We start from the raw sequence: 22901 nt of genomic DNA on the forward strand, positions 1-22901 counted from the left end.
TCCGCCACGATCAACTCACGCGCCCCAGCCCCCACCATGCTCGGTTCAACGAGCCACTCCCGCGCCGAGCCACGGCCAACCATGCACGAGGTCGTAAAGGGTGTTGCAGAAGGCCGTGAACAGGGCATCTCCGTTGTATGGGCGGGGTGTTGAGGGCTGATCGGGTGTGGGTGGAGACGTTCACCGGGCTGCGGGAGGATCAGTTCCGGCGGCTGCTGAGGGCGGTCCGGGAACGCGGCGGCGAGGGTTGCGGATGGGGCCGTCCGTGGCGGCTGCCGCTGGCCGAGCGGGTGCTGTTGGTGGCCGTGTACTACCGCACGAACCTCACCATGAGGCAGCTCGCCCCACTGTTCGGGGTGTCACCGGCGACCGTGTGCCGGGTGATCCAGCGACTCGGCCCGCTGCTCGCCCTTGAGCCGGCCCGAACCTCCCAGGACACCGTCGATCGGCTGTGGATCGTGGACGGCACCCTCGTCCCGGTCCGCGACCGCAAGATCGGTGCGTCCTCGCGTAACTACCGGTTCTCGGCAAACGTGCAGGTCATCGTGGACGCCGAGACCCGCTTGGTGGTGGCTGCTGCCCGTCCGGTGCCCGGCACGACCGCGGACGCGAAAGCCTGGCGGGACTCCGGGCTCGCGGAGCACTGTCAGGGCATGACCGTCCTCGGCGACGGCGCCTATATCAACACCGGCCTGATCGTCCCGCACCGCAAACGCCCCGGACGGCCCCTGCTGAAGGGCGAGGAAGAAGACAACGTCGCCCACCGCAAGGTCCGCGCCCGCGTCGAGCACACCTTCTCCCGCATGAAGAACTACAAGATCCTCCGCGACTGCCGGCAGCGCGGCGACGGCCTCCACCACGCCGTCCAGGCCGTCGCCCGCATGCACAACCTCGCCCTCGCCGCATGACCCCACGCACCCAAACACCGCTCCGACCTGCGGAAACACGGCCTTCTGCAGCACCCTTTAGGCGCGCTCCGGCTCAATGGTCGGGCAGTGCCAGCGTCATGCCCACTGCACGCCCAGTTCCCGTAGTGCGTCGAGCTGGTCCTGGGTGAGCTTGTCCCGCCTCGCGCGGGTGTTCGATGTCCGCACGCCCAGTTTCACAGCCACCGGCTCCGCCTCGCCGTCGACCACGATCTCTTCGCTGTGGCCCCTCGGCACCGGCCGCTGGCCCTTCCGTTCCACCCACTGCGCGAGGGCGCCAGGCCCCGCTGGAAGGCCTGCTGCGGCTTGCTCAGGCCCTTATCGCACGCGTTGCCGCCGGGGCCGGAGACGGCGCCTCAAGCGGCTTCACGCCCAGCCTGGACAGCCGCTCCTGCTGCTCGGTCGACAGCTGCGCCCAGGTGCCCGGCTGTGTCTGTCGCTGAAGCCACCGTCCGATGTCATCGCCGTCCGTCAGCACCCCGGGTGCGATGTCGGGCAGGCTGCCGTCGGCGTCGACCAGGTCCGCGAGGACGCGGTAGTGGCGTTGCCAGTCCAGTGGCCAGGGGCAGTTCCAGTCCGGGTCGATCGCGGCCAGATACTTCGCGCGCTCCGCTGCCCGCTCCGTGTCCTTCCCGAGGCCGCCCTTCCGGCGGAGGTTGGCCATGTGCTGGCCCACCGGCACCATCGCCTCGCCTTCGCCCCAGACCGCGTCCTGACGCGGAGCGAGGTGCCCCGTGGCCCGTCGGTACGAGCGCAGCGCGGCGAGCTTGTTCTCCCAGGCTTCCTCGCCGGGCTCCCACACCATCCCGGCCTCGGGCGCGTCCAGCAATTCCTTGCGGTGCGGCTCCAGCTCCCCGGCCCGCAGTGCCTTCCGCTGCCGGTGGACCCACCTCCCAAGGGGAAACGACTTTGTCACGCCGACTTCGACCTCGGTGTCGTAGGGGACGGCGTAGAGGCCGGTGATCTCGTTCTCCTTCCGCCAGTGGAGCAGGGCCTGGTAGCCCTCCAGCCAGACCAGGGACTCCGGCCGGTACACCCGCGTGCGCAGGAACGCGGCGATCGTGGTGGCGTCGCGCGGGCTGGAGAAGTGGAGCAGCGAGGACTCGGCAGCGGCGTCCGCGCCCTCGTCGTGCTCCTCGTCCTTGCCGTCGGCCTCGACAATCTGCCCCTCTTCGTCGCGCCGGACGTGGACCTTGCGCTTGCCGCTGGTGAGGGCGCGGGAGGCGAGCTGCTCGACCAGGCGCTCATCGTGGCTGCGCAGGCCTTGGAGGACGGCTACGAGGGGGCGGAATGAGGCGGAGGCGACCATGTCCTGCGGGTTCTCAACGGGCTCCAGGAACACGGGCACGATGATCCTCGCCACCTTGGTGCTGCCGTCCCGGTTGAGCCTGAGCGCGCGGCCGATGTTCTGCACGATCTCGACCTGGGAGCCGCGGGTGTCGGCGAAGCAGATGGCCTCCACGCCCCGTTCGCCGGTGATGTCCACGCCTTCCCCGAGGACGCGAACGCTCGCGAGGAACGCCCTGTGTACGCGCCGGTTGTTGGCGTCGATGCCGTTTGCGAACTGGCGCAGGACCTCGCGCCGCTCGGACACGAGGTGGTCGCCGCACAGCCACGCCGACCACACTCGGTCCGGCTGGACGTGGCGGCCGGCCTCCAGCTCGTAGAACTCCGCGTCGATCAACGACGTCGGCAGCTTCTCCGCCTGCGCCAGGTCCTCCTCGGAGGCGTCGTTGACGTACATGTCCGCTGCGATCTCCGGCAGCTTCTCCGCGAAGGCCATCGCCTCCTCCACCTTCTGGTGGAAGGTCATGACCGTACGCAAGTTGTACGCGGCGGCGTGCTCCAGGAGCGCGGTCTGCAGCAAGGCCAGGCGCCGGCCCCGCTGCGCTTCCTCCGACTCGCCCAGGACCGGGGAGGGGTCGCGGATCTCCAGCACGTCGATCTCGAACCCGGCGAGGATGCCCCGCTCGATCGGCCCTGAGAGCCCGAGCTCGGCCAGCCACGGCCCGTAGGTCTGGTGAGTCCTGGCCCATCGACGCGATCTCCAGCTCTTGGCCCTCCGCGCCCTTCTGCGGGCGGGGCGAGGCCAGGATGCGCGGCGTCGCGGTCAGGTACAGCCGGAAGTCCGCCGGGATCCGCTGGTTGTCGTGGATCGCGGGCCCACGGCCGCCCGAGATCACCGGCGGTTCCGTGGGCCTCATCCACGATCGCGAGGTCGAAGCCTGCCAACTGCTGGCCGTAGAGCCGCTCTCCGCCCGCCAGGGCGGCCTCCAACGGTCCGCGGACCTTCTGCTGGCCCGATGGGGTCGTCGATGTCCTCGCGGTCCACGAGAGAGGCGTACGTGGCGCACACGACCACGGGCCCGGACCCGGCCCACAGGGCGAGTTGGATGGGGTTGGTGGTGGTGCGCACGTCCAGTTCGTTCAGTACCGGGTCGTTCTCCAGCGAGCACACCGCGACCATCGGGGCGCGGTGGCCCACCAGGTGCCACGCCTGGACGGTCTGCACGAGCAGGTCCAGGGTCGGCACGGTCACGAGGATTCGGCCGCCCGGGAAGTACTCCAGCGCGGACGCGGCTGCCGTGATCGTCTTGCCTGAGCCGGTCGCTGACACGATCGTGCCCCGCGCACCCTCCGGGGGCACGGAGGATCTTGCAGGGAATCCCACCCACTTGCGGAAAGCCGATTTCTGGTCGATCCTCACCGCAACCGCCGTCATCGGCAGCCGCGGCGGCGCCGACGAGTTCATCCCCGGCAGCGCCTTCCTGGCTCTGAACCGTCTCGTGGACTGCCGCTGGCACATCAGCCTCGACGGCGATCCGCTGACCGAGGACGAGATGACCGTCCTCGCCGACGTCGCCTGGCCGCTGATCGGCATGCGCGGCCGTTGGCTGCTCGTGGTGTGGTCGAGCGGATCGGTGACGAGGGAGGTACTCGAAGAAGAACTGGACGCCAGTTCTCAGCGAGGCGATCACATGCGCGCGCTTCACCTCATTGGCCGGATACTGGGGCGTGTCGTAGAACGGCATGGTGCTGAGCGAGTTGACTATCCGGGTTGTGCCGTGGTAGCGGACGACAGCGGTGTCCGGGCTTCCCAGACGGCCCAGCTGGCCGGCTTCTCTCCCACGGGCAGCAGACCACCCTCATCAGGCGGACCGAGGTCAGTACCGTTCGCGATCTCAGCCACGAAGGTGCGATTACGGCTCAGGCAACACCACGCCGTGCCTGCGCTCCCATGCCCGTAGCGCCTCCCGGCCCAAAGGGCAGTGCCGGACCTCTACCGGAAAGGCTTCACGCAGGAGGGGTATCGCACCCGAAATCGCATCTTCCACGCCCTACAGGTATCACCGCTCACCGACACTCTGACCTCTGACGACCGGACGCAGCGGGTTAAAAGGCAAGCTCAGGATGTTCACCTGCATTGATCGGCGTCAGCTGGATGAGACGGCGAAGGGCCGCTGTCACGTTGCCCGTGCGGCGCATAGCCGCTTTGTGAATCAGCTGACGCCGTGACCAGACCGACCAGGTCGCCCAGAATCTCCGGGGCGAAGACGGCGATCGCCTCGATGGCCGCCCCCCAGGGGCCCGTGCTCAACGCCTCCGCAATGAGGGTGCGGGCTTCGGCGCAGTGTTGCGAAGCCAGCCGTGTGTCACTGTCTGTGTGGTCTGCTCCGGCCATGGCGAGCGCGGTGTCGAGGAGTACTCGGGCACAGTCTGCCGGATCGGTGACTGCACGAGCGGCGGTCGCGGTCTCCTCGGCGAGCACGAGGGCGTCATCCGCGCGCCCGGCCCGAACCAACGCCGGGATCACGGCGGCGAGAGCCTGCGCGTGATGGTGAGCGTGCGTGATGGTATGCGCCAACTCGAGTGCGTCGTCCGTACGTCCTTCCTCTGCCCAGGTGCGCACCACGCCGACGAGTTCCTGCGACTGACGGTCGGTGCGCGTCATCCTCCGCGCCAGTTCCATTGCCTCTGTTACGCGTTCCTGCTCGGCGAGAACGTGCATCACCGCGGCAAGTGCCTGTGCCTGGCGGTCCGAGTACGAGATCTTCCGCGCCAGAGTCAGCGCCTCGTCAGTCCGGCCCTCCCGTGCCAGTTTCCGGACGACGCTGATCGTGGCGGGACAGCGCACTTTGGGATGAGGGATGGTGCGGAGGTGGTCCATAGCGGCATCCGCGCCACGATGTCGTACGAGTGACCGTACAACGTAGAGTTGCACTGCGTCCCGGTACTCGGACTCGGGCATGTTCCGCAGTTCGCTGAGGGAGTCGTCGATTCGGCCTGTGTCGGCCAGCGTCCGCACCAGACCGTACAGGGCACGGTCCCGCTGGTCGCGGCCCTCAATGCAGCCCAGGAGCTGTCGGACCTGGTCGGGACGCCCGGCCTGGGCCATGGCGCGTACGGCTCCGATCGCGAAACGGGAACGTGACACGGCGCCAGTGACACCCTGCACAAGAGCGACCGCCTCGTCGGCGCGGCCGGCCTCCGCCAGAGTCCGGGCGACGACCCCGAGCGCGTCGGCCCGCCGTTCGGGCCGAGCGATCGTGTGCGCCAGCTCCATGGCCTGCTCCACCCGGTCGCTCTCGGTCAGCGCGCCCACCACCAACGTTCGGGCCGCAGCCCCTGTATCGGGGTCGTCGATCATCTCAGCGAGGACGCGCGCGTCGCCCAAGCGGCCGGATTCGGCCAGCGTCTTCACGATGGCCCCGAGGGCCTGGCCCCGACGGGAGCGTTCCTCGATCGTTTGAGCCAGTTCCACAGCCTCCTCCGGGCGGCCGCTGCTTGCCAGCGCTCCGGTCACGACAATCAGGGCCATTGCCCTGTGGCCGGGCTGTTCGATCATCCGGGCGATGCGGGCGGCGACGCCGGTCTGACCTGCGTCGACGAGTGCCCGTACGACGGCCGCCTGGGCCTCACCCCGGAGGTGGTGGCTGTCTGCATGCCGGGCCAGTGCCATGGCCTCGTAAACCAGCGCGGCTGCGGAGTCCGAGCGGCCGGTTCGAGACAGCGTCCATGCGACGTCTGCCAAGGCAGCGGCCCGCCGCTCCGGGTTGTTCATGGCACGTATCATCGGCAAAGCGTCGGTGACTAGATCGGCAGCTCCGTCCGCGTGGCCGGCCTGAGCCAGCACTTCCGCTACGAGCGCGAGGGCTTCACCCCGCCTATCGGGGTTGTCGATCGCATGCGCTAGCACGACCGCCTGGTCCGCGCGGCCCGGATCCGCGGCGCACGCCTGCGCGACGGCCGTGAGGACGCGCGCCTGGATCGCCATGGGGGCTTTGTCGCGGGCGAGAGCGAGCGTTTCCTCCATGCGCCCGAGTTCGGCCAGGGCCCCCAGGACATTCGTCAGTGTCGCGGCCCTGCGATCGACGGTGCTGAGGTCCGGAAGGAGGCCGGCGATCTCCCGGGCGAGGTCCACGGCCTTGTCGGCGCGGCCCGCGTTGGCGAGCGCCCGCAGGACGTCGATGAGGGCTACGACCTGCCGGTCAGGGAGATCGATGCTGCGGGCGTAGAGGAGGGCGTCTTCGACTCTGCCCGTCTGTGCCAGTAGCCGCGACGCGGACCTCAGGGCCTCGGCCTTGCGCTGGTGGGTCAGGCGTCCGGAGAGATCAGCGATCTTGTGGGCGAGGCGGGTGGTTTCCGCGAGACGGCCAGCTTGCATCAGCGCGCCGGCAACGCACGCCAAGGCCGAGCGACGCCTCTCCCATGGGCGGATCGTCTGGGCGAGGGCGCGGGCACGGTCCACGCGGCCGGTCTCGACCAGCACTGCGGTGATCGCCTCCAGGATGTTGCCCTGTCGGCCCACATGGGAGATGTCCTTGGCAAGGGCGATGGCGTCATCCGCCCGGCCGGCCCGTGTCAGCAGTCTCGCGGCCTCCGTGACGGCCTGGTCCCGAACTCCCTCCTTGAGGCTGCGAGCCAGGCGGACGATTTCGTCCGCGAGTTCGAGCGCGTCCTGGATACGGCCGGCGTCGGCCAGCGGCCGCCCCAGATGAATCAGGGCGCCGATGAGCTGCGTGGGATCACTGATCGTGCGCGCGAACGCCTCGGCATCGTCGGTCCGATCGGCTTGCGCCAGCAACCGCACGATGTCCTGGAGCACATTTCCCGTGAGCCGGCCGTGCGGCATGGTGCGAACGAGAGTGACGGCGTGGTCGGCGAGGCCGAGTTGCGTCAGTTCCAGCACCACACGTGAGACAGGATGTGGGAATGTGGCCGGCTTGGCGATCGTCAAGGCCAGGTCAGCGGCTTCCTGGGCGAGCCGGACGGCCGCCTCGACTCGTCCAGTGCACGCCAGCGCACGGACTGGGCCGAGCAGAGCCTTGATCCGCGCTTCGGGGTCGGTGATATTTCGGGCGACCTCCGTTGCGAAGGCGATGGTGTCCTGCTGGGAGTCCAGGTCTAGGATGCCAGGCAGCAGCTCGACGAGCCGCGCGGCATCGTTCCCCGAGTCGAGGAGGGAGATGGCCCGGCGGACCCGGCCTAGCCGGGCCCAGGTCATCACCATCGCGTCAGTGGTCCGGCCGCCGAGCCCGATGAGGGCGTCCCGGTGGTGGGCCAGCTGTATGCACGCGCGCAGGTCGGGTTCGGGGGACTCCAGGTGAAGCCGGAAGGCATCCTTGATCTCGGACAGTGCCTGGACCTCGGAGCCGGTGATCCGCCACAGGCACTCGTGGCGGTCGGGGTCGGTGGCCAGTGCGGTCAGACGCTCGGCATCGCCCAGCTGGCGCAGCAGCACCGGATAGCCGATGAGGAAGTACTCGGGCGTGTCATCCGGCCACCGGTCCCGGCGCCAGGTCTCGGCGTAAGCGTGTACTCGGCCCCGGTATTCGTCCAGGGTGGCGGACATTCTGGTAAGCACCCTGTGGTGCAGCACGTCATGACCGAGCGAGAACAGCGCCTGAGACCCCGTCTCCGTGACCGTCCACTCCCCAGGACGTCGCTGGAAGGAGCGGCCCGCGTTCCCACCGAGGAGCTCCTCGATCTCCCACGCCGCCCATGGTGGACGGTCGTCGCCCTCACCGCCGGCCTTGCGGGCCATGTGCGCCATATCGGCTGCGCTGAGCCCGCCTCCGGCGGCCGCGGTGAGACACGCCAGTTCCCTCCCCAGCCAGGGCCCCTCCCACAGCACCTTCAGATCTCGCTCGGCCACCTGCTGAGCTACTCGAGCGGCCGGTGAGACGTCGAGCCCGTGCTCGATGGCTGGGTCGCGCAGCGGATGAGGGTCGGGAACGTCGCTGGGAACCGGTGGGTCCGGGCGCCCCGCGATCACCACCGACAGCCCGCTCGGCGGGTGGCGCGGCAGCAATGCGGCGATGCTGTGCCCACTGCTGCCGTCCAGTACGCCGGTGTCCTCGTCCAGCCCGTCCACCAGCAGCGCCAGATGTCGGCCAGCCTGTCTGGCCTGTTCCGTGGCGCGCTCCAGGGCATGCAGGAAATGTCCCTCGGACGCGCACACGAGGTTGGGGTCGTGCAGGTATTCACGCAACTGGCCCTGTAGAGAAGCCAAGAAAGCGGTCTGGTCAGAGCGGCCGAGCTGCCGGCGGGTGATGAAGAAGGCCAGCGCGTCGACATCCCGCGGCGGATCCAGGTAGAACTGGGCCATCAGGGTTGTCTTGCCCGACCAGGCCGGCGCCACCCACCGCCAGTATTGCGAGCCGCCCGGGTCTGCTGCGGTGCAGAAGTCAGCCATCCGTGCCATCTCAGCATCGCGGCCCTTGAAGTCCTGCGCGGCGAACTGCTGTCTCACCTCCAGCCGGTATCCCGATACGGGAACCGGTGGACGCGCATCCACCGGCACGAGCACGGGCGTGCTGGCCCCATGACGGCGGAGGTGCACAGTGAAGTCGGAGTCGGAGACGAAAGCATGAACAGGCACGGCGTGCAGGCGCCGGTTCTTGTGCGCCTCGTTGTTGACAACCGTTACTCCGACGAGGAGATCCCGGCAGAAGACCGCCGCACCGGACACGCCGGCCCACGCTTGTGTGCCATCGGGGCGGCGCTCCGGGCTTGCGCTCTGGTCCAGCACGTACAGGTCGTTGTCCCGGGAGCCGCCAGCGAGTGGCTGCAGCAAACCTCCGAGCTGCTCCACAACTCGTTCGCTGTTCGCTCCCTTGCTGTGTCTGGGAAATCCGACCCCGTTGTACCGGATGGGGTCGACACCACCGGGGCGCCCCCAGCGGACGAGGCCCGTGGCCTGCACTGGTTTGCTCAGCTCCAGCAGTGCCACGTCCAGTCCACCGGCGCCGAGCCAGCACACCGAGGCATCGATCCACGCGCTTCGTCCGTACCGTGGGTGGCCCACTTTGACTCTGATCACCGGCCACAGCTCATCCACGGCCGCCTTCTTGAACACGACGTGGCGAGCCGTCAGGACAAGGCCGTGCGTAATGAGATAGCCCGATCCGGACGATACCCATCCCTCGTCGCCGCCGCACCGAACGTCCGCCAGACGCTGGACGTGTGCCTCAGTCATCCTCGTCCCAGGGAATGCCTTGCTCCTCGTCGTTCACGACGACCTGCTGTCCTGCCCTGGCACGGTCCTTGACCTTCAGCTTCAGCACGAGTTTGTGGGTGCGTGCTGAGGCGACCGCGTCGTTGGCGTCGATGGTCGCCACACCGAACTGCAGCTTCCCGCCGCCTCTTCCCTCCTCACGGAGCTCAAGCATCAGCTCCAGCTGCGCTTCCTCGACTTCAAAGGCGAACTGCTCGTGCGCCCCTTGGCTCTCAGCCGCGTAGAGCTCCCTACGCAAGTTGTCGATCGCCTCGGCCAACCTGATACCGGTCAATTCGCCCCCCAGATGGTCATCGGACCCATATCGACACCCAGTCGACAGAGCAGCAGTCTGCCGACCGGTCCCGCCAGCCGCAGCCGAAACCTACAACTCGCGAGAACTTGTTGACGCGTCATTCCTCATCACGAACCGCCTGACCCACCGAGCGTGATACTTTGCGCGACCTTGCATCACTGCAGCTCGTCTGCGAGCAGCATGTGCCGGGGAGCGCGCGGTCCACTACTCGCAGGCATCAAACGCTGCCACCCCGCTGGCCCCGCCTTCGCCTGGTCCTCGCGGTGTGTGTAGCCGCTCGGAGCCTTGGGGTATCCGCAGCCACCCCGCTACGGCGCGGCACCAGAACACTCCCTGGCACGATCCGTCCCACGACGGAACTCACTCCTACTGGAGCGAAGCGGGCATCGCGCGTGGGCGGTGGCATTATCCGTCTGTGGCGATCATGGTCAATCGGGCGGTGCTGGCGCATCGGCTGTTCACGGGGATCTCTCGGCGTCATCTCGCGCGTCTGGTCGATGAGTTGGCGGTGCCGTGGCAGGCCAGGGTCGAGGGTCGTCGCCAGGCTGCACGAGGTGGAGCCAGGAAGCGGGCCGCGGGAGCCGGCGCCCGCCACCAGCTGGTCTTCGTCGACCGGCTGGTGGCCACGCTGATCCATCTGCGGCATGACCTGCCGCACTCGGTCCTGGGGCTGCTGTTTGGCGTCGACCGCTCCACCGTCACCCGTGCGATCGCAGAGATACGTACGCTCCTGGCCGAGCGGGGGTGCGCGGTCCCCGACCGTCCCGGCCTGCGGTTACGGACTATGGCGGACGTGTTCGCCTATGCCCAGGCCGAGAACATCGAGCTGCGGCTGGATGCCCCCGAGATCCAGGTTGGCCGTCCGCCGGCCGGCCGTGGCGGACGGCGTGCGTTCGTTTCCGGGAAGAAGAAAATGAACACCATGAAGGCCACCGTCATCGCTGACTGGCGTGGCCGCACGTTATGGACCGACACCCTGCGGCCTGGTCGTATGCACGATGCCACGGCCGCCCGCAACGAGGGCATCGTCGTCTGCTTCCAGCACTTCCCCGACGTGGAGGTCCTCCTGGACGACGGCTACCTCGGCCTGAGCCGCGACCACCGCGGGCAAGCGCTCACACCACCAAGGAAGCCGCGTCCGGGAGCACTGCCCGGCCGAGTCCAGCAATGGGAACGCGAGCGCCACGAACATTCCTCCGACCGCATCAGCGTCGAACACGCCCTCGCCGACCACAAACGCTGGAAGCAACTGACGCGCTGGACCCACCGACGCGACCGCCTGCCCGACACCTACCGCGCCATCGCCAACCTCGTATCCGACCGCACCATTAACGCCTGAGAACAGGCCACGACCAGGCCAAACACGCCTCACCCGCTATCACGCACCAACTCGTAAAATGGGGGGGAGCCACACGGGACCATCGCCGGTCGACCGGGGTCGGGCCGGCTCGAAGCACCACTTGATCACCGACGGACACGGCACCCCGCTCGCGGTCCTGCTGACCGGCGGCAACCGCAACGACATCACCCAGCTCATGCCCTTGATCGACGCGATCCCGCCAGTCCGCGGCGGAGTGGGCCGTCCGCGCCGCAAGCCAGACTCGCTGTTCGCCGACCGCGGCTGCGACCACGACATCTACCGCGACCGGGTCCGCAACCGCGGCATCATGCCGGCCATCGCCCGCCGAGGCGCCCGACACGGCACCGGGCTGGGTACCTATCACTGGGTGATCGAGCGGAGTTTTGCGTGGTTGCACGGCTTTCGACGCCTGCGGATCCGGTGGGAACGGCGGGCGGACATCCACGAAGCGTTCCTTAAACTCGCCTGCTGCCTGATCGCTCACCGACAACTCAGCTCATTGCGTTAGCCGTTGTTAGCGGACAGGGCACGGCGGTTCTCACCTCTGATGCGCATGGCGCCAGGGCAGAGTTCCAGGCTCCGCCGTTCGAGGGTTGCAGCAGGGCAAACTGCACCTTCTCGCATCGCAGATCGTGCAGCAGTGAATACGATGCGTAACTACCTGGCGGCTGTTGCAGTGGGTCTCCACCCTTGTCGTCGCCCTGGAATGCGGTATTTGGCGTACGCCGCCGCGACGAAGGGAGAACTCGTCATGGCCACCAAGCCCAAGAAGAAAGCCTCGTCGTCGACGAAGGGCCGCAAAGGCACCTTCTTCGAGGACAGGCTCATCGGTGCCCTGCGGTGCAATATCCGGCGTCTCGGACCAGAAGCTGCTGGCGGATCCGAATATCACCTCAGTCGGTATCGGACGCAAGATCACCAGTGGTCGGCGCGCCCAGGAAGTGGTGCTGCAATTCACGGTGGCCAGCAAGGCTGAGCCTGAGAAGCAGGAAGCACTGGGCGCAACGCTGATCCCGGAAACGATCACTGTCGACGGTGTCGCGGTGCCTACGGACGTCATCGAGCGCAGCTATAAGCTGGATTATCGCACAATGGCTGAGCCTGAGAGTTCACCCCGTAAGGCCCGGAAAGACCCAATCGACCCCAGTGTAAGTGTCGGTCTGGCTGGGTCGGTGCCGCCGCGGGCGGGCACGTTCGGCGCGATCGTCTTCGACAAGGCCGACGGCACCCCGTGTGTGTGCTCAGCAACTGGCAGGTGCTGCACGGCCAAAATGGCGAGCTCGGCGATGATATCGCCCAACCCGGCCCGCACGATGACAACCGCGTCCTGCGCAACCGACTCGGCGTGCTCAAGCGCTCACGTCACCCGTTTTGCCGCGAAAGATGCGGCGACTCATCACCAAAATTGTCGTATAAGGGAAGGGGTAAGGATAGCCAATGCCAATCGAAGATCTGTCAAGCGACCCGGCGGAATGGGATGGTCCCGAAGGGCAACTCTATCGTAATGCGATTCAAGGGCTAGATACAAATTTCGGCAAGGGTGACCCAAGAGGCGGTGAGGGCTGGCCAGCGGAACGCACTGTTCGGGCTGCCGCAGTAAAGTATTTGCTCACGAGCCCTCAATTCACCCAGAAGATCACCCGCCTACGCCTGACGGGCGCCAAAATCTCCGGACCGCTCGACCTGGAAGCCTGCACTCTAAACGCGACTCTAGAGTTGACCAGATGTCATACTGCAGAAGTCGTAACTCTGGAACAGGTAAAGGCTCCGGCTGTATACCTGGAATATTGCTGTCTAGCCGGGGTTGATGCTGCCCAGCTTCACACAACGAATAACTTCAACCTCGTAGGAGCAAATTGCTCCTACGTCACCCTAACAGGCGCCCATATCGAGGGACAGGTGGACATGAAACACGCCACCATTCAGGGGACGGAACGAGCACACGCTGTAACTCTTGGGCTGAGCTCCGTAATTGTGGGATCGGACATGCTCCTCAGGGGGATCAACGTCACGGGCGAGGTCAATCTTCAAGGGGCCCGTATCGGCGGTCAACTCAACTTGCGTCAGGGCACGCTGAGCTTCCGTGGCCGCCGAGCTCTGAAGGGCCTCGAACTGGAGACACAGTCGGACGCGCTGTTTGAAGATCTTTCCGTCGACGGCTCAGTGGATCTCACCGGGGCAGTGATCGGAGGCTCTCTTTCCTTGAATGGTGCAAGTCTCCACCGTCCCGGCAAAGATCCAGCCCTGGACCTCGCTCGGATCACGGTGAAGCAGAACGTGCACTGCGAGAGAGGCTTTACCTCGGAAGGCATGGTCTTCCTGGCCGGAGCGACTATCAACGGGCGTTTCCACGCCAGTGGCGGCCAGTTCCTACATCCCTCTGATACCGCGATCGACGCCAGCGGGATCCAGGTTCGCAGCGTCATTCTAGGAACGGAGCCGTCTGAGCATGAAGCCAACAGGAATGGTTTCCGAGCAGAGGGGACGGTCATCCTGGCCGACGCGGTGATCAACGGAACCCTCGACTGTCAGGGCGGATCGATTACACATCCCAGGCCAAACAAGGAGTCACTCAATGCTCAAGGATTGAAGATCACCCGCGATCTTTTGCTCAGTGAGGGATTCAAGTCGTCAGGCATGGTGGATTTGACCGGCGCAGAGATTGGCGGCCGGGCCGTCTTGACAAATGGGTCGTTTGAAAACGCTGGCCGAGTGGCTATCTCAGCTCGTCAAATCGAAGCCCGCACCAGCCTATTGCTCCAGGGTGGTTTCCTCGCCCACGGGAAAGTCGATCTGTCTGGCGCTAGGGTCGACGGTCCACTTGCTGTAGGTGGCAAGGTCTACGCGGCCGAAGAAGAAGCTTTGGTCCTCGATAGCGTAAAGACTGCACAGGATGTCGAATTCGAGCCAGGATTGCTGGTAGAGGGTTCGGTCTGCATGCGTGCTGCAAACGTCGGCTCAAACCTGAAGATCATCAAGCCGAACCTGAGCCGCGAAAAGGACGGCGTGGGAGTTCTCAACCTCGAAGGGACGACTGTCGGAGGGACCCTTGCCCTCAAAGCAGATACACCGGTGGCTGGCCGCATCGATCTACGCCAGGCCAAGGTTGCATTCCTGAAAGATGATCCGAGCTTTTGGCCCGAGGAGAACACCATGCTCGCGGGATTTACATACGGGTCGCTGTCCAATTTCGACTCCCCGGACCTCGACTCGCGGATCAAGTGGTTGCGCTACCGGGGTGGCTACTCAGCCCAGCCCTACCAGCAGCTTGCCTCCGTATACAAAGCCGTCGGACGCGACGATTACGCCCGGGACGTGCTATACGCGGGCCAGAAAATGAGGCCACGCCCCCACCTTTTTGAGAAGATCTGGTCGTGGCTACTACGCCTCACAGTGGGCTATGGTTACCACCCTGCGCGTGTTCTGTACGCCGTAATTCTGCTAGAGGTCTTCGGCTGCTTCTACTTCTCGATCCGACGTGACGACCTCAGACCTAGTTCAGCGCTGGTGTCCGCTTATGGTGACAACGTGGGCGCAGCCAGCGACCACTTGCAGCCAGCCCTGTACACGCTGGACCTACTGCTCCCCGTGGTGACCTTCGGCCAGCGCACCCTGTGGGTCCCCGAAGGGCCCACCAGCTGGGTTGTCACTGCTCTCATGGCGATGGGGTGGGTACTGGGCGGCATTCTCGTCTACGGGATCGGAACGGCCTACCAGAGGCGGTACAACAGCTGAATGAAGGTCAGTGAGCGTTTTCAGTGGGACCACTGATCGGGTGACGCCGTCGGCATCCGCAACGCACGAGGCTCCGGTGCCGTTGAGGGAGGTGTTCGACGTCTCAACTCGCTGGCACAGGAGCCTCGATGGTTCCCTATCCTGCCGCACTCGACCTGCCCCATGCCCTGGTCGAGTGGGTCACCATGCTCATCGTCACCCGCGAGGGTGACCGCCGCTGCAAGCTCCCGCCGCACCAGCGTGCCCTGGTCGGCCTGGTGTACCTGCGCAGACACGACACCCTCGCGCAGATCGCGGCCGGCTTCGGCATATCCGTCGGCACTGCCCACGCCTACACCACAGCCGTCATCGGCATGCTCGCCGCCAGGGCACCCGGCCTGCTGCGCGCTCTGCGCGAAACCGACCCTGGCTACGTCCTGATCGACGGCACTCTCGCGGAGTGCGACCGAGTCGGCGACAGCCGGGCCGACTACTCGCACAAGCACCGCCGACACGGGGTGAACGTGCAGGTGGTGACCGATCCAGCCGGGCGGCTGTTATGGATCTCGCCCGCGCTGCCCGGCCGTGCCCACGACCTGACGGCGGCCCGCACGCACCGGATCATCCGGACCTGCGAACGCCAGGGCGTCCCCGTCCTCGCCGACCGCGCCTACATGGGAGCTGGCCCATGGGTGACGACACCCCTCAGACGCCCGCCAGGCCGCGACCTCACACCAACCCAGCAAACCGTCAACCGCGCGCTCTCGGCGCCACGGACACCGGTCGAGCGTGGCGTCGCACGACTGAAGTCCTGGCGCATCTTCCGCAGGTCCCGGTGCAGCCCGAATCGAATGACGTCAATCGCCGCCGCCATCCTCACGCTGGAGCGGCAACGCTGAAAGAGCTCAGTAGACCGTCCCCCTGACCCGCGCGATGCCACGGAGTTCGGCGGCTTCCTGGCCTTGGCCGTGGGTGGAGCGGAGGCCGCCGTCTCATACGCCGCTGCCGGTTCATAGCAGCGCAGTGAGGTGGCGCAGTAGCTCAACGGGGTCGGGCGGCTGGAGGGCTGGACGACGCCGACGACGACTTAGTACTGCAACGGTGCTTGTCGTGACTCATGGCCAAGTCGGTCGGTGATGTGATTGTGGGTGGGGACCTTGCTGATGTCAGGTTGTGGGCGCGTGAACTAGACGCAGTGCATGAGCGGTTCGTGCACCGTTTCAGCAGGTCGGAGCGGAGGGAGTCGACACTTGCCTATTTGCGGGGGCTGATCGCTCCCCTGCAGCGGAAGAACGGCTGGACGCTGGCGGAGGAAGCCGGCCATGTGGGACCGGACCGCATACACCGGATGCTGAACCGGATCGAGTGGGATGCCGACAGGTGCTCGACGACGTGCGCCAGTACGTGGTCGACAACCTCGGCGACCCCCAAGCCGTCCTGGTCGTGGACGACACGGGCTTCTTGAATAAGGCGACGAGGTCGGCCGGGGTTCAGCGGCAGTACTCCGGCACCGACAGCACCCGCCCGCTTGGGCGCGATGGCGGCGTCGGCCTGCACGCTGCCGTCATCGTGGTCGTTGCGGGCGGGGGAGTTGTGGCATGTCCGTGCTGCAGCATGCCGGCGGTCGGCGGTCCGTGGTGGGCCGCGGCCCGGTTGATCGGTGACGTGGTCGGTTTCCCGGCCAGCGGCGCGGTCGGTGACACCAGTCCGCCTGCCCTTCAGATTCAGCTTGTACAGCCCTTGATCGAGCTGCAGAGGTACCCCCGTGGCGGTCAAGTCCACGGTGAAAGACTGCCCTACCTCGGGGAGCGCGGCCGCAGACAAGGCCTGCGCGTGTGCAGGGCGGCCCAGACTCACTCCCACAAGGGGGGCGGCGGCGAGGGAGAGGGCTCCGAACAGGACCTGGACGCTGGATTTTGGTGTTGTCCATGATCGGAGTTTTGCAGCCGGCAACGGTCGCCACCGACGAAGACATTCCACCCGCCCGGTACGGATGAACGCCTGCAAGGGTGTACGAGCTGCTGACGCTCTCATCTAAGACGTCATCTCATTTGGATCGATAGTCTGTCGGTCGTGGTTTCGATAGTTGAGCGGCTGGTGCCGGATGAGTTGTGGGATCTGTTCCAGCGGGTCGTGCCGGAGGCTCCGTCGCGGCCTCAGGGCGGCGGCCGACGCCGGCACGGTGACCGGGAGGTGCTGGCCGCCATTGTGTTCGTGGCCACGTCGGGCTGCACGTGGCAGCAGCTGCCGTCCGCGTCGTTCGGGCCGTCGGGAGCGACGGCCCACCGGCGCTTCGCCGAGTGGACGAAGGCCCGGGTGTGGGCCAGGCTCCACCGCCTGGTCCTCGATGAGCTCGGCTCCCGCGGCGAGTTGGACTGGTCCCGCTGCGCGATCGACTCGGTGAACATGCGGGCCCTGAAAAGGGGGACCTGACAGGCCCGAATCCTGTCGATCGGGGCAAGTACGGCTCGAAGATCCACCTGCTCACCGAGCAGACCGGTCTGCCCCTGTCCGTCGGAATCTCTGGGGCGAACCTGCACGACAGCCAGGCGCTGATCCCGCTGGTGAAAGGGATACCACCGATCCGCTCCCGGCGCGGACGTCGTCGGCGCAGACCGGGAAAGCTCCACGCCGACAAGGGATACGACTACGACCACCTGCGGCGATGGTTACGCGGGCGCGGCATTCAGCACCGCATCGCCCGCAAGGGCATCGAGTCCTCCACCCGGCTGGGCCGCCACCGCTGGACCATAGAACGCACGATGTCCTGGCTCGCCGGATGCCGCCGGCTGCACCGCCGCTACGAGCGCAAAGCCGACCACTTCCTGGCCTTTACCAGCATCGCCTGCCGCTCATCTGCTATCGCAGACTCACCAAATGAGATGACGTCTAAGAGTTGGCGTTAAGTGCTGCACCAGCGGCCCCGGGTCACACTTTGGGACCGCGCTTTTCTCAGTGCCTGTTTCACCTCGGGCCGCTGACCTTCGACCTGCCGCTTCCGGGTTCAGAAACAGGCACTTACGGACACTCGACGCACTTCCGCCACCGCAGACACCGCCCGTGCGATCTCACGGGAGAGGCTCGGCACCGCGATTCCTGACAGGCCGCCGCCTCACGGACCGGGGACATGGACCGCATCCGTTGACAACGCACGATCACCGGGCGGCCTCCCCCAAGCAGCGGTTCCCCACCGATGATCAGCGCCCTCGTCATGGCCATCAGCCTGCGCCTTCCCCGCTCCCGACCGCAGCCCGGGACACCGCGTGGCTGCTACTGGAACGCCGGGCACGACATCCCGCGACTGACCTGAGGGGCCCACAAGTGACGTTCTGATCGTCTGGCGCGCTGAGGAGAGTGATTCCCCTGTGCGGTCTGGGTGTCTGCGCTTCGTGGAGGGGGCAGGCGGGCGCTGACGTGCAGGGCAGGCTCGTTCAGTCCCCCGTGGCGACTCTGCTCCTGCTCGCCCTGCGGCTTCGGCTGCCCGGAAGTCAGGACACATTTCGCTGCCAGGCTCCAACCCTCCCTGTGATGCCGCGCCTGTAAGGGAACCCGCCCGGGCGTGAGCTTGGCTCTGTCCACGAGAACAGACAGCAGAAGTACGGCACTTTGCGAGGCACCCCGCCGCACAGAGCAATCGAACTGTCCAGCAGACATGACAACGGCCAGGACCATCCCGGCTTCTGGTGTGTTGGGGTGTTCCCGGCGGTGGGGGCGTCGTTGGGTTACTCGCGGATCTGGGCGTTCACTGGGGAATGGGCGTCGTCACCAGTGTCCGCGCCCAGGCCGGCGAGCAGGCGCAGCCCATCCTCGGCGGGGCTGCCGGGGGCCGCGGACAGCACCAGTAGCTCGATGCCTGATTCGTCCGGCAGCGCGAAGTTCTCCTGGTGCAGTTCCAGCCGTCCGACCAGGGGGTGCCGGTACGCCTTGCGTCCATGTGTGCGGGCGCGTACGTCCGCGCGGGCCCAGAGGCGGCGGAAGCGTTCACTGCCCATCGCCAGCTCGCCGATGAGTGAGGCCAGGCGGGGATCCTCGGGGTATTTGCCGGCGGCCAGGCGCAGGTGCCCGACCACGTCGAGGGTGCAGTTCTCCCAGTCCGCATACAGGCCGCGCTCGGCTTCCTCAAGGAAGATGTGCCGGGCGGTGTTCAGGCCCGGCATCGGGCGGCCGTAGAGGAGTCCGGCCAGGCGGTTCCCGGCGAGTACGTCCAGCCGATGGTTCATGATCAGCGCGGGGGCGTCGGCTACCAGGTCCAGGACCCGCAGCAGCTCCGGCCGGACCCGCCCGCTCGGTGCCTTCGCGCGGTGGCGGTGCTGCCGGGCGAGCCGGTAGAGGTGCCCGCGTTCGGTTTCGTCGAGGCCGAGGACGCGGGCGAGGGCGTCGAGGACCTGCTCGGACGGCTGGGTGGCGCGGCCCTGCTCCAGGCGTACGTAGTAGTCGACGCTGACGCCGGACAGGTGCGCGACCTCTTCGCGGCGCAGCCCTTCGACCCGGCGGCGGCTGTCGGTGGGGATGCCGGCGGCCGCCGGGTCGACCCGGGAACGCCGGGTCCGCAGAAAGCCCGCAAGATCGTCCATGTGCCCAGTATGGCCTCGGCTGTGCCCGTGAGGGTGGTCCTGCCGTTACCAGGAAGTCCCATCCGATGGATGAGGAGCCCCTGAACGCCGGGCGGCGCGGCGCCCAGGATCGGAGGCATCCGATCCGAAGGAGTTCCCATGAAGACGCTGATCGTCTACGCCCATCCAGAGCCGAAGTCGCTCAACGGCTCGCTGAAGGACCTCACGGTGTCCACGTTGTTGGACGCCGGGCACGAGGTACGGGTGAGCGATCTGTACGCGATGAACTGGAAGGCGGTCGTCGACGCCGCGGACTACGGCCCCGAGGCCTCACGTCCGCTGAAAGTCGCTTTGGACTCGGGCCGGGCCTTCGACTCCGGGACGCTCACCGCGGACGTCCTCGACGAGCAGGAGAAGCTGCTGTGGGCCGACACGATCATCTTCCAGTTCCCGCTGTGGTGGTACACGATGCCCGCGATCCTCAAGGGCTGGGTGGACCGGGTGTTCACCTACCGCTTCGCTTACGGCGTCGGCGAGCACAACGACACCAAGTACGGCGAGCGCTTCGGGGAAGGCACACTCGCGGGCAGGAGGGCTCTGCTGTCAGTGACCGTCGGCGGCCCGGAGTCGCACTACGCCGCTCGCGGGATCAACGGACCCATCGACGATCTGCTGTTCCCGATCCAGCACGGCATCCTCTACTACCCGGGCATTGAGGTACTGCCGCCGTTCGTGCTGTACGGCGCCGACCGGATGACCGGCGAGGACTATGCGAACGTCGCCAAGGCCTGGGAACAGCGCCTGCTCACCTTGGAGTCGACCGAGCCGATCGCGTTCCGGCGGCAGAACTTCGGCGACTACGACATCCCCTCACTGCACCTGAAGGAAGGACTGGAACCTGCGGGGCGCACGGGTTTCGGGCTGCACGTGCGCGGCTGACCGCCAGCGATGGAACAGGAAAAGCTGAGGCGCGGACTCGAGAGCAGGCCGGAGCTGCGCCGCCCTCCTACGGGGCGTGCACCTCTGCGCCTTCGGTTCGGTGACCGGCGTGACGGATTCCGTCCCTGGACACAAGCCTCAGCAGCAGTTGTCGATCACTGCGTGGGAAAATCTCGGTGAAGGCGTCGGAGTGCGAAACGTTACGGTCGTAACGTTTCGCACTCCGATGGCTGGTCAGTTCGCTTCCTTCGCGCGTCCCGTCGCCCCAGCACGCCGAGTCGCCGGCGAGTGCTGTTTATGCCCTCACGCACGCAGTCAGGGATGTCGTCGAACCGGCCACGTCCGCCGATGGAACGGTGATCACCATACGCCGAGCCGGACATCGGCATAGAACGCAACCTGGTAGCCGGTGTCCACAGGTGTGCGAGTGCCCTTAGGGCACGCCTTCCACTGCTTGAAGTAGCCGTTGTCCATGTTCACGGTCAGGCGGGCGCATGCCCCGTCTGCATCGGTGTCCTCGACCCATCCCTTGACTCGGAGACGCCCGCCTTCGAAGCATTCCTGATAGTAGGCCTTCCCGCCGTCCACGAAGATGGAGTCCGACGTACAGTCGGCGGACGGTGAAGCTGTGGCAGAGGACATGGGTGCGGCCAGCGCAACGGCTGTCGCCAGGGCTCCGACCAGGGTCCATCGTCTTGTGCGCACAGTGCTCTCCTTAGTGATCGAAAGTTCATTGGTGGGATGGCCGTGACGACTGCTGGACGCAGACGCTGATCGTCTTGTGACTGTTGTGCTGGCTGCGCCAATCACGGCGAACTCATCAGGCGCTTGCCATAGGGCACAAGCACGGCCGTGTTTCAGGTATGTGAGGCACGTGCCGCTGAGGACTACTTGCCTCATGTTCGGCGAGGCCACGGTGTCAGTGGGCCGCGATAGCGTCCTCGGCGCCACCGTCCGACAAAGGAGACCGTTGTCGTGCTCGGGTTCAGCGCATCATCGCTGGTGCGGTCCTGGTGTACGTCTGTATCTCGATCTACCGGTTGGCGTCGATGCGGGCTGCGACTGTGGGCGACGCCTTCACAGCCGGAGGTGATCAGCAGGGAGCAGTGACGTTGCCGCAGTAGATCCAGCCGTAGAAGTCCTTGGGGTAGGGGTTGCCGGCCGTGTACCTGACGTAGTACCAGCGGTTGTGGGAACTGGGGTTGTATGCGTAGTGGCTCCAGTACACCGTGACTTGAGCGTTCGTCCGTGTTACCACGTCGCACGAGGCCGCATAGCACTCCCTGATCGGGGCATAGGTCAGTGTGGTGGTGGGGGTCCATGCGGCAGCAGAGACGTCGCTGGCGGGACCGGAACTACTCTTGTCCGCTGCTGCGGAAGCGGCAGGAGCCGCGGCGGCTAAGCCCATGGTCAGTGCGGCCACACTCATGGCAGCTGCAGTGATCTTTGCGCGGAATGGCACGTTTTCTCCTTTGCCCGCGAGAGGCCTGTCCGGTGCAGTTCGGAACAGGATTTCCCCTCCGTCTAGTGTGGTTTCGGCACCTAGGATGCCGACCGGGACAGCAGCTGGCCTTGTCATCCAGCGCAGGCTTGTTGACGATTTGCGCATGCTTCGGCCTGCAGGTTCCTGAAGTCTCGCGGCGCTATCCCGAAGGCGGCCCGGAACAGGCGGCTGAAGTGGGCGGGGTCGGTGAAGCCCCATCGGGCGGCGATGGCCTGGATCGGACGGGCGTTCAGGCGCGGGCTGGCCAGGTCCAGGCGGCAGCGTTCCAGACGCCGGTGGCGTATCCAGGCTGCTGGCGATGTGTCGTTCTCGGCGAGCAACTGCTGGAGATGGCGCAGGGAGATGTGGTGGGCGTCCGCGATCGTCTGGGGGGTCATGGTTGGGTCGGCGAGGTGCTGCTCGACGAACGCGTTGATCCGGACCCGTAGGGCGCTCCGGCGGGCCTCCGGGGTCAGCGCCTCCTCAGCCTCCAGGCAGCGAGCGATGACGGAGGCCAGGAGGTCCAGGGTGACCGAGGTGAGGGTGGAGAGGTCATCCGGGGTGAACTCGCTAGCGCGTGCGTTGAGGTCGGACAGCCAGCGGGCTAATACCCCGCCCATGCCGCTGCGCCCGCTGAGCGGAGTCGCGAGCACGCGCTGCACTGTCTTCTCCGGCAGCGGCAGCAGCTTGTGAGGAAGCTGCACCGTCAGTTGGGACCAGCTGTCCTGGAGAGTCTGGCGGTGGGCATCGAATGGATGACTGCTGTCCAGCATCGTGAGGTCGCCCGCTTGCAACCTCGTCTCACTCCCGCCCTGGGAAAGGGCCCCCTCCCCATCGAGGATGTAATTGATCATGTACACCTCGGGGTCGGACTGGCGAATCATCTTCGTTGTCCGCGCGACCTCCAGATGCGGGAAGGCCTGCGCGGACACTTGTAAATCCCCCAGGTCCAAGACACGCACCTTGGCATGGAAATCCTTCCAGTCGTTGCTGCGCAGGCGATTACGCAGGTGCGTCCCTGCTGTGACTTCCTCGAACCGCGCGAAGCGCTCCGGCGCCGCCACGACCTCCGTGCTGAACTCTGTCACCAGCATTCCCACCCCCCCGTAGCCC

Annotated in this window: 13 protein-coding genes and 4 pseudogenes; 10 read left to right on the forward strand and 7 right to left on the reverse strand. The window is 66.5% G+C overall.

Annotated features, from left to right (window positions below; all coding sequences use genetic code 11):
• Positions 1-137: 137 nt before the first annotated feature.
• Positions 138-908, forward strand: a complete 771-nt coding sequence (locus ACFYNL_RS38000; protein WP_388812378.1) for a transposase family protein — start codon at positions 138-140, stop codon at positions 906-908.
• Between the two features lie 96 nt (positions 909-1004).
• Here ACFYNL_RS38000 and ACFYNL_RS38005 read toward each other — a convergent pair.
• Positions 1005-3648 (reverse strand): annotated as a pseudogene (locus tag ACFYNL_RS38005) (Helicase associated domain protein).
• Between ACFYNL_RS38005 and ACFYNL_RS38010 the strand changes: the two are divergent.
• Positions 3602-4174 carry an SNF2 helicase-associated domain-containing protein gene (locus ACFYNL_RS38010; protein WP_388812381.1) on the forward strand — a complete coding sequence of 191 codons (573 nt, stop codon included), beginning with the start codon at positions 3602-3604 and terminating at the stop codon, positions 4172-4174. The pseudogene ACFYNL_RS38005 and the gene ACFYNL_RS38010 sit on opposite strands and share 47 nt — an antisense overlap.
• Positions 4175-4341: 167 nt before the next feature.
• Here ACFYNL_RS38010 and ACFYNL_RS38015 read toward each other — a convergent pair whose 3' ends face one another.
• Both ACFYNL_RS38015 and ACFYNL_RS38020 read right to left on the reverse strand, forming a co-directional pair.
• Entirely contained in the window at positions 4342-9405 is a 5064-nt protein-coding gene (locus tag ACFYNL_RS38015) for a hypothetical protein (RefSeq protein ID WP_388812384.1), read from the reverse strand.
• On the reverse strand, positions 9398-9703 hold the full coding sequence (locus tag ACFYNL_RS38020) for a trypco2 family protein (RefSeq protein ID WP_388812386.1): 306 nt from the start codon (positions 9701-9703) through the stop codon (positions 9398-9400). The genes ACFYNL_RS38015 and ACFYNL_RS38020 overlap by 8 nt, the downstream gene beginning before the upstream one ends.
• Positions 9704-10163: 460 nt before the next feature.
• On the opposite strand from ACFYNL_RS38020, the gene ACFYNL_RS38025 reads away from it, so the two are divergent.
• The 7 genes and pseudogenes from ACFYNL_RS38025 to ACFYNL_RS38055 all read left to right on the forward strand — a co-directional run.
• Positions 10164-11078 (forward strand): transposase family protein, encoded by a 915-nt coding sequence (locus tag ACFYNL_RS38025; protein ID WP_388812552.1) that lies wholly within the window; start codon positions 10164-10166, stop codon positions 11076-11078.
• Between the two features lie 64 nt (positions 11079-11142).
• Positions 11143-11607, forward strand: a pseudogene (locus ACFYNL_RS38030) (IS5 family transposase); the annotation flags it as partial.
• A gap of 243 nt (positions 11608-11850) precedes the next feature.
• Complete coding sequence (locus ACFYNL_RS38035; RefSeq protein ID WP_388812389.1) at positions 11851-12075, forward strand: hypothetical protein; 225 nt, start codon at positions 11851-11853, stop codon at positions 12073-12075.
• Between the two features lie 461 nt (positions 12076-12536).
• Complete coding sequence (locus tag ACFYNL_RS38040; protein ID WP_388812391.1) at positions 12537-14834, forward strand: hypothetical protein; 2298 nt, start codon at positions 12537-12539, stop codon at positions 14832-14834.
• Between the two features lie 128 nt (positions 14835-14962).
• Positions 14963-15712 (forward strand): transposase family protein, encoded by a 750-nt coding sequence (locus ACFYNL_RS38045; RefSeq protein WP_388812394.1) that lies wholly within the window; start codon positions 14963-14965, stop codon positions 15710-15712.
• A 245-nt stretch (positions 15713-15957) separates the two neighbouring features.
• A pseudogene (locus ACFYNL_RS38050) lies at positions 15958-16325 on the forward strand (transposase); the annotation flags it as partial.
• 570 nt (positions 16326-16895) lie between these two features.
• Positions 16896-17691, forward strand: a pseudogene (locus ACFYNL_RS38055) (IS5 family transposase); the annotation flags it as partial.
• 844 nt (positions 17692-18535) lie between these two features.
• On the opposite strand, the gene ACFYNL_RS38060 reads toward ACFYNL_RS38055, so the two are convergent.
• A complete protein-coding gene (locus tag ACFYNL_RS38060) occupies positions 18536-19387 on the reverse strand; it encodes a helix-turn-helix transcriptional regulator (protein WP_388812396.1) in 852 nt (283 codons plus the stop codon).
• Between the two features lie 138 nt (positions 19388-19525).
• Between ACFYNL_RS38060 and ACFYNL_RS38065 the strand changes: the two genes are divergently transcribed.
• A complete protein-coding gene (locus tag ACFYNL_RS38065) occupies positions 19526-20305 on the forward strand; it encodes an NAD(P)H-dependent oxidoreductase (protein WP_388812399.1) in 780 nt (259 codons plus the stop codon).
• A 360-nt stretch (positions 20306-20665) separates the two neighbouring features.
• Here ACFYNL_RS38065 and ACFYNL_RS38070 read toward each other — a convergent pair whose 3' ends face one another.
• The 3 genes from ACFYNL_RS38070 to ACFYNL_RS38080 all read right to left on the reverse strand — a co-directional run bounded on the left by ACFYNL_RS38070 (position 20666) and on the right by ACFYNL_RS38080 (position 22882).
• Positions 20666-21010, reverse strand: a complete 345-nt coding sequence (locus ACFYNL_RS38070; RefSeq protein ID WP_388812401.1) for a hypothetical protein — start codon at positions 21008-21010, stop codon at positions 20666-20668.
• Between the two features lie 388 nt (positions 21011-21398).
• Positions 21399-21533: a hypothetical protein gene (locus ACFYNL_RS38075; protein WP_388812404.1), complete on the reverse strand. Its 135-nt coding sequence runs from the start codon at positions 21531-21533 to the stop codon at positions 21399-21401.
• Positions 21534-21880: 347 nt separating this feature from the next.
• Complete coding sequence (locus ACFYNL_RS38080) at positions 21881-22882, reverse strand: helix-turn-helix domain-containing protein (RefSeq protein WP_388812406.1); 1002 nt, start codon at positions 22880-22882, stop codon at positions 21881-21883.
• Positions 22883-22901 lie beyond the last annotated feature (19 nt).

The organism is Streptomyces sp. NPDC007808, assembly GCF_042868655.1.
Taxonomy (GTDB): domain Bacteria; phylum Actinomycetota; class Actinomycetes; order Streptomycetales; family Streptomycetaceae; genus Streptomyces.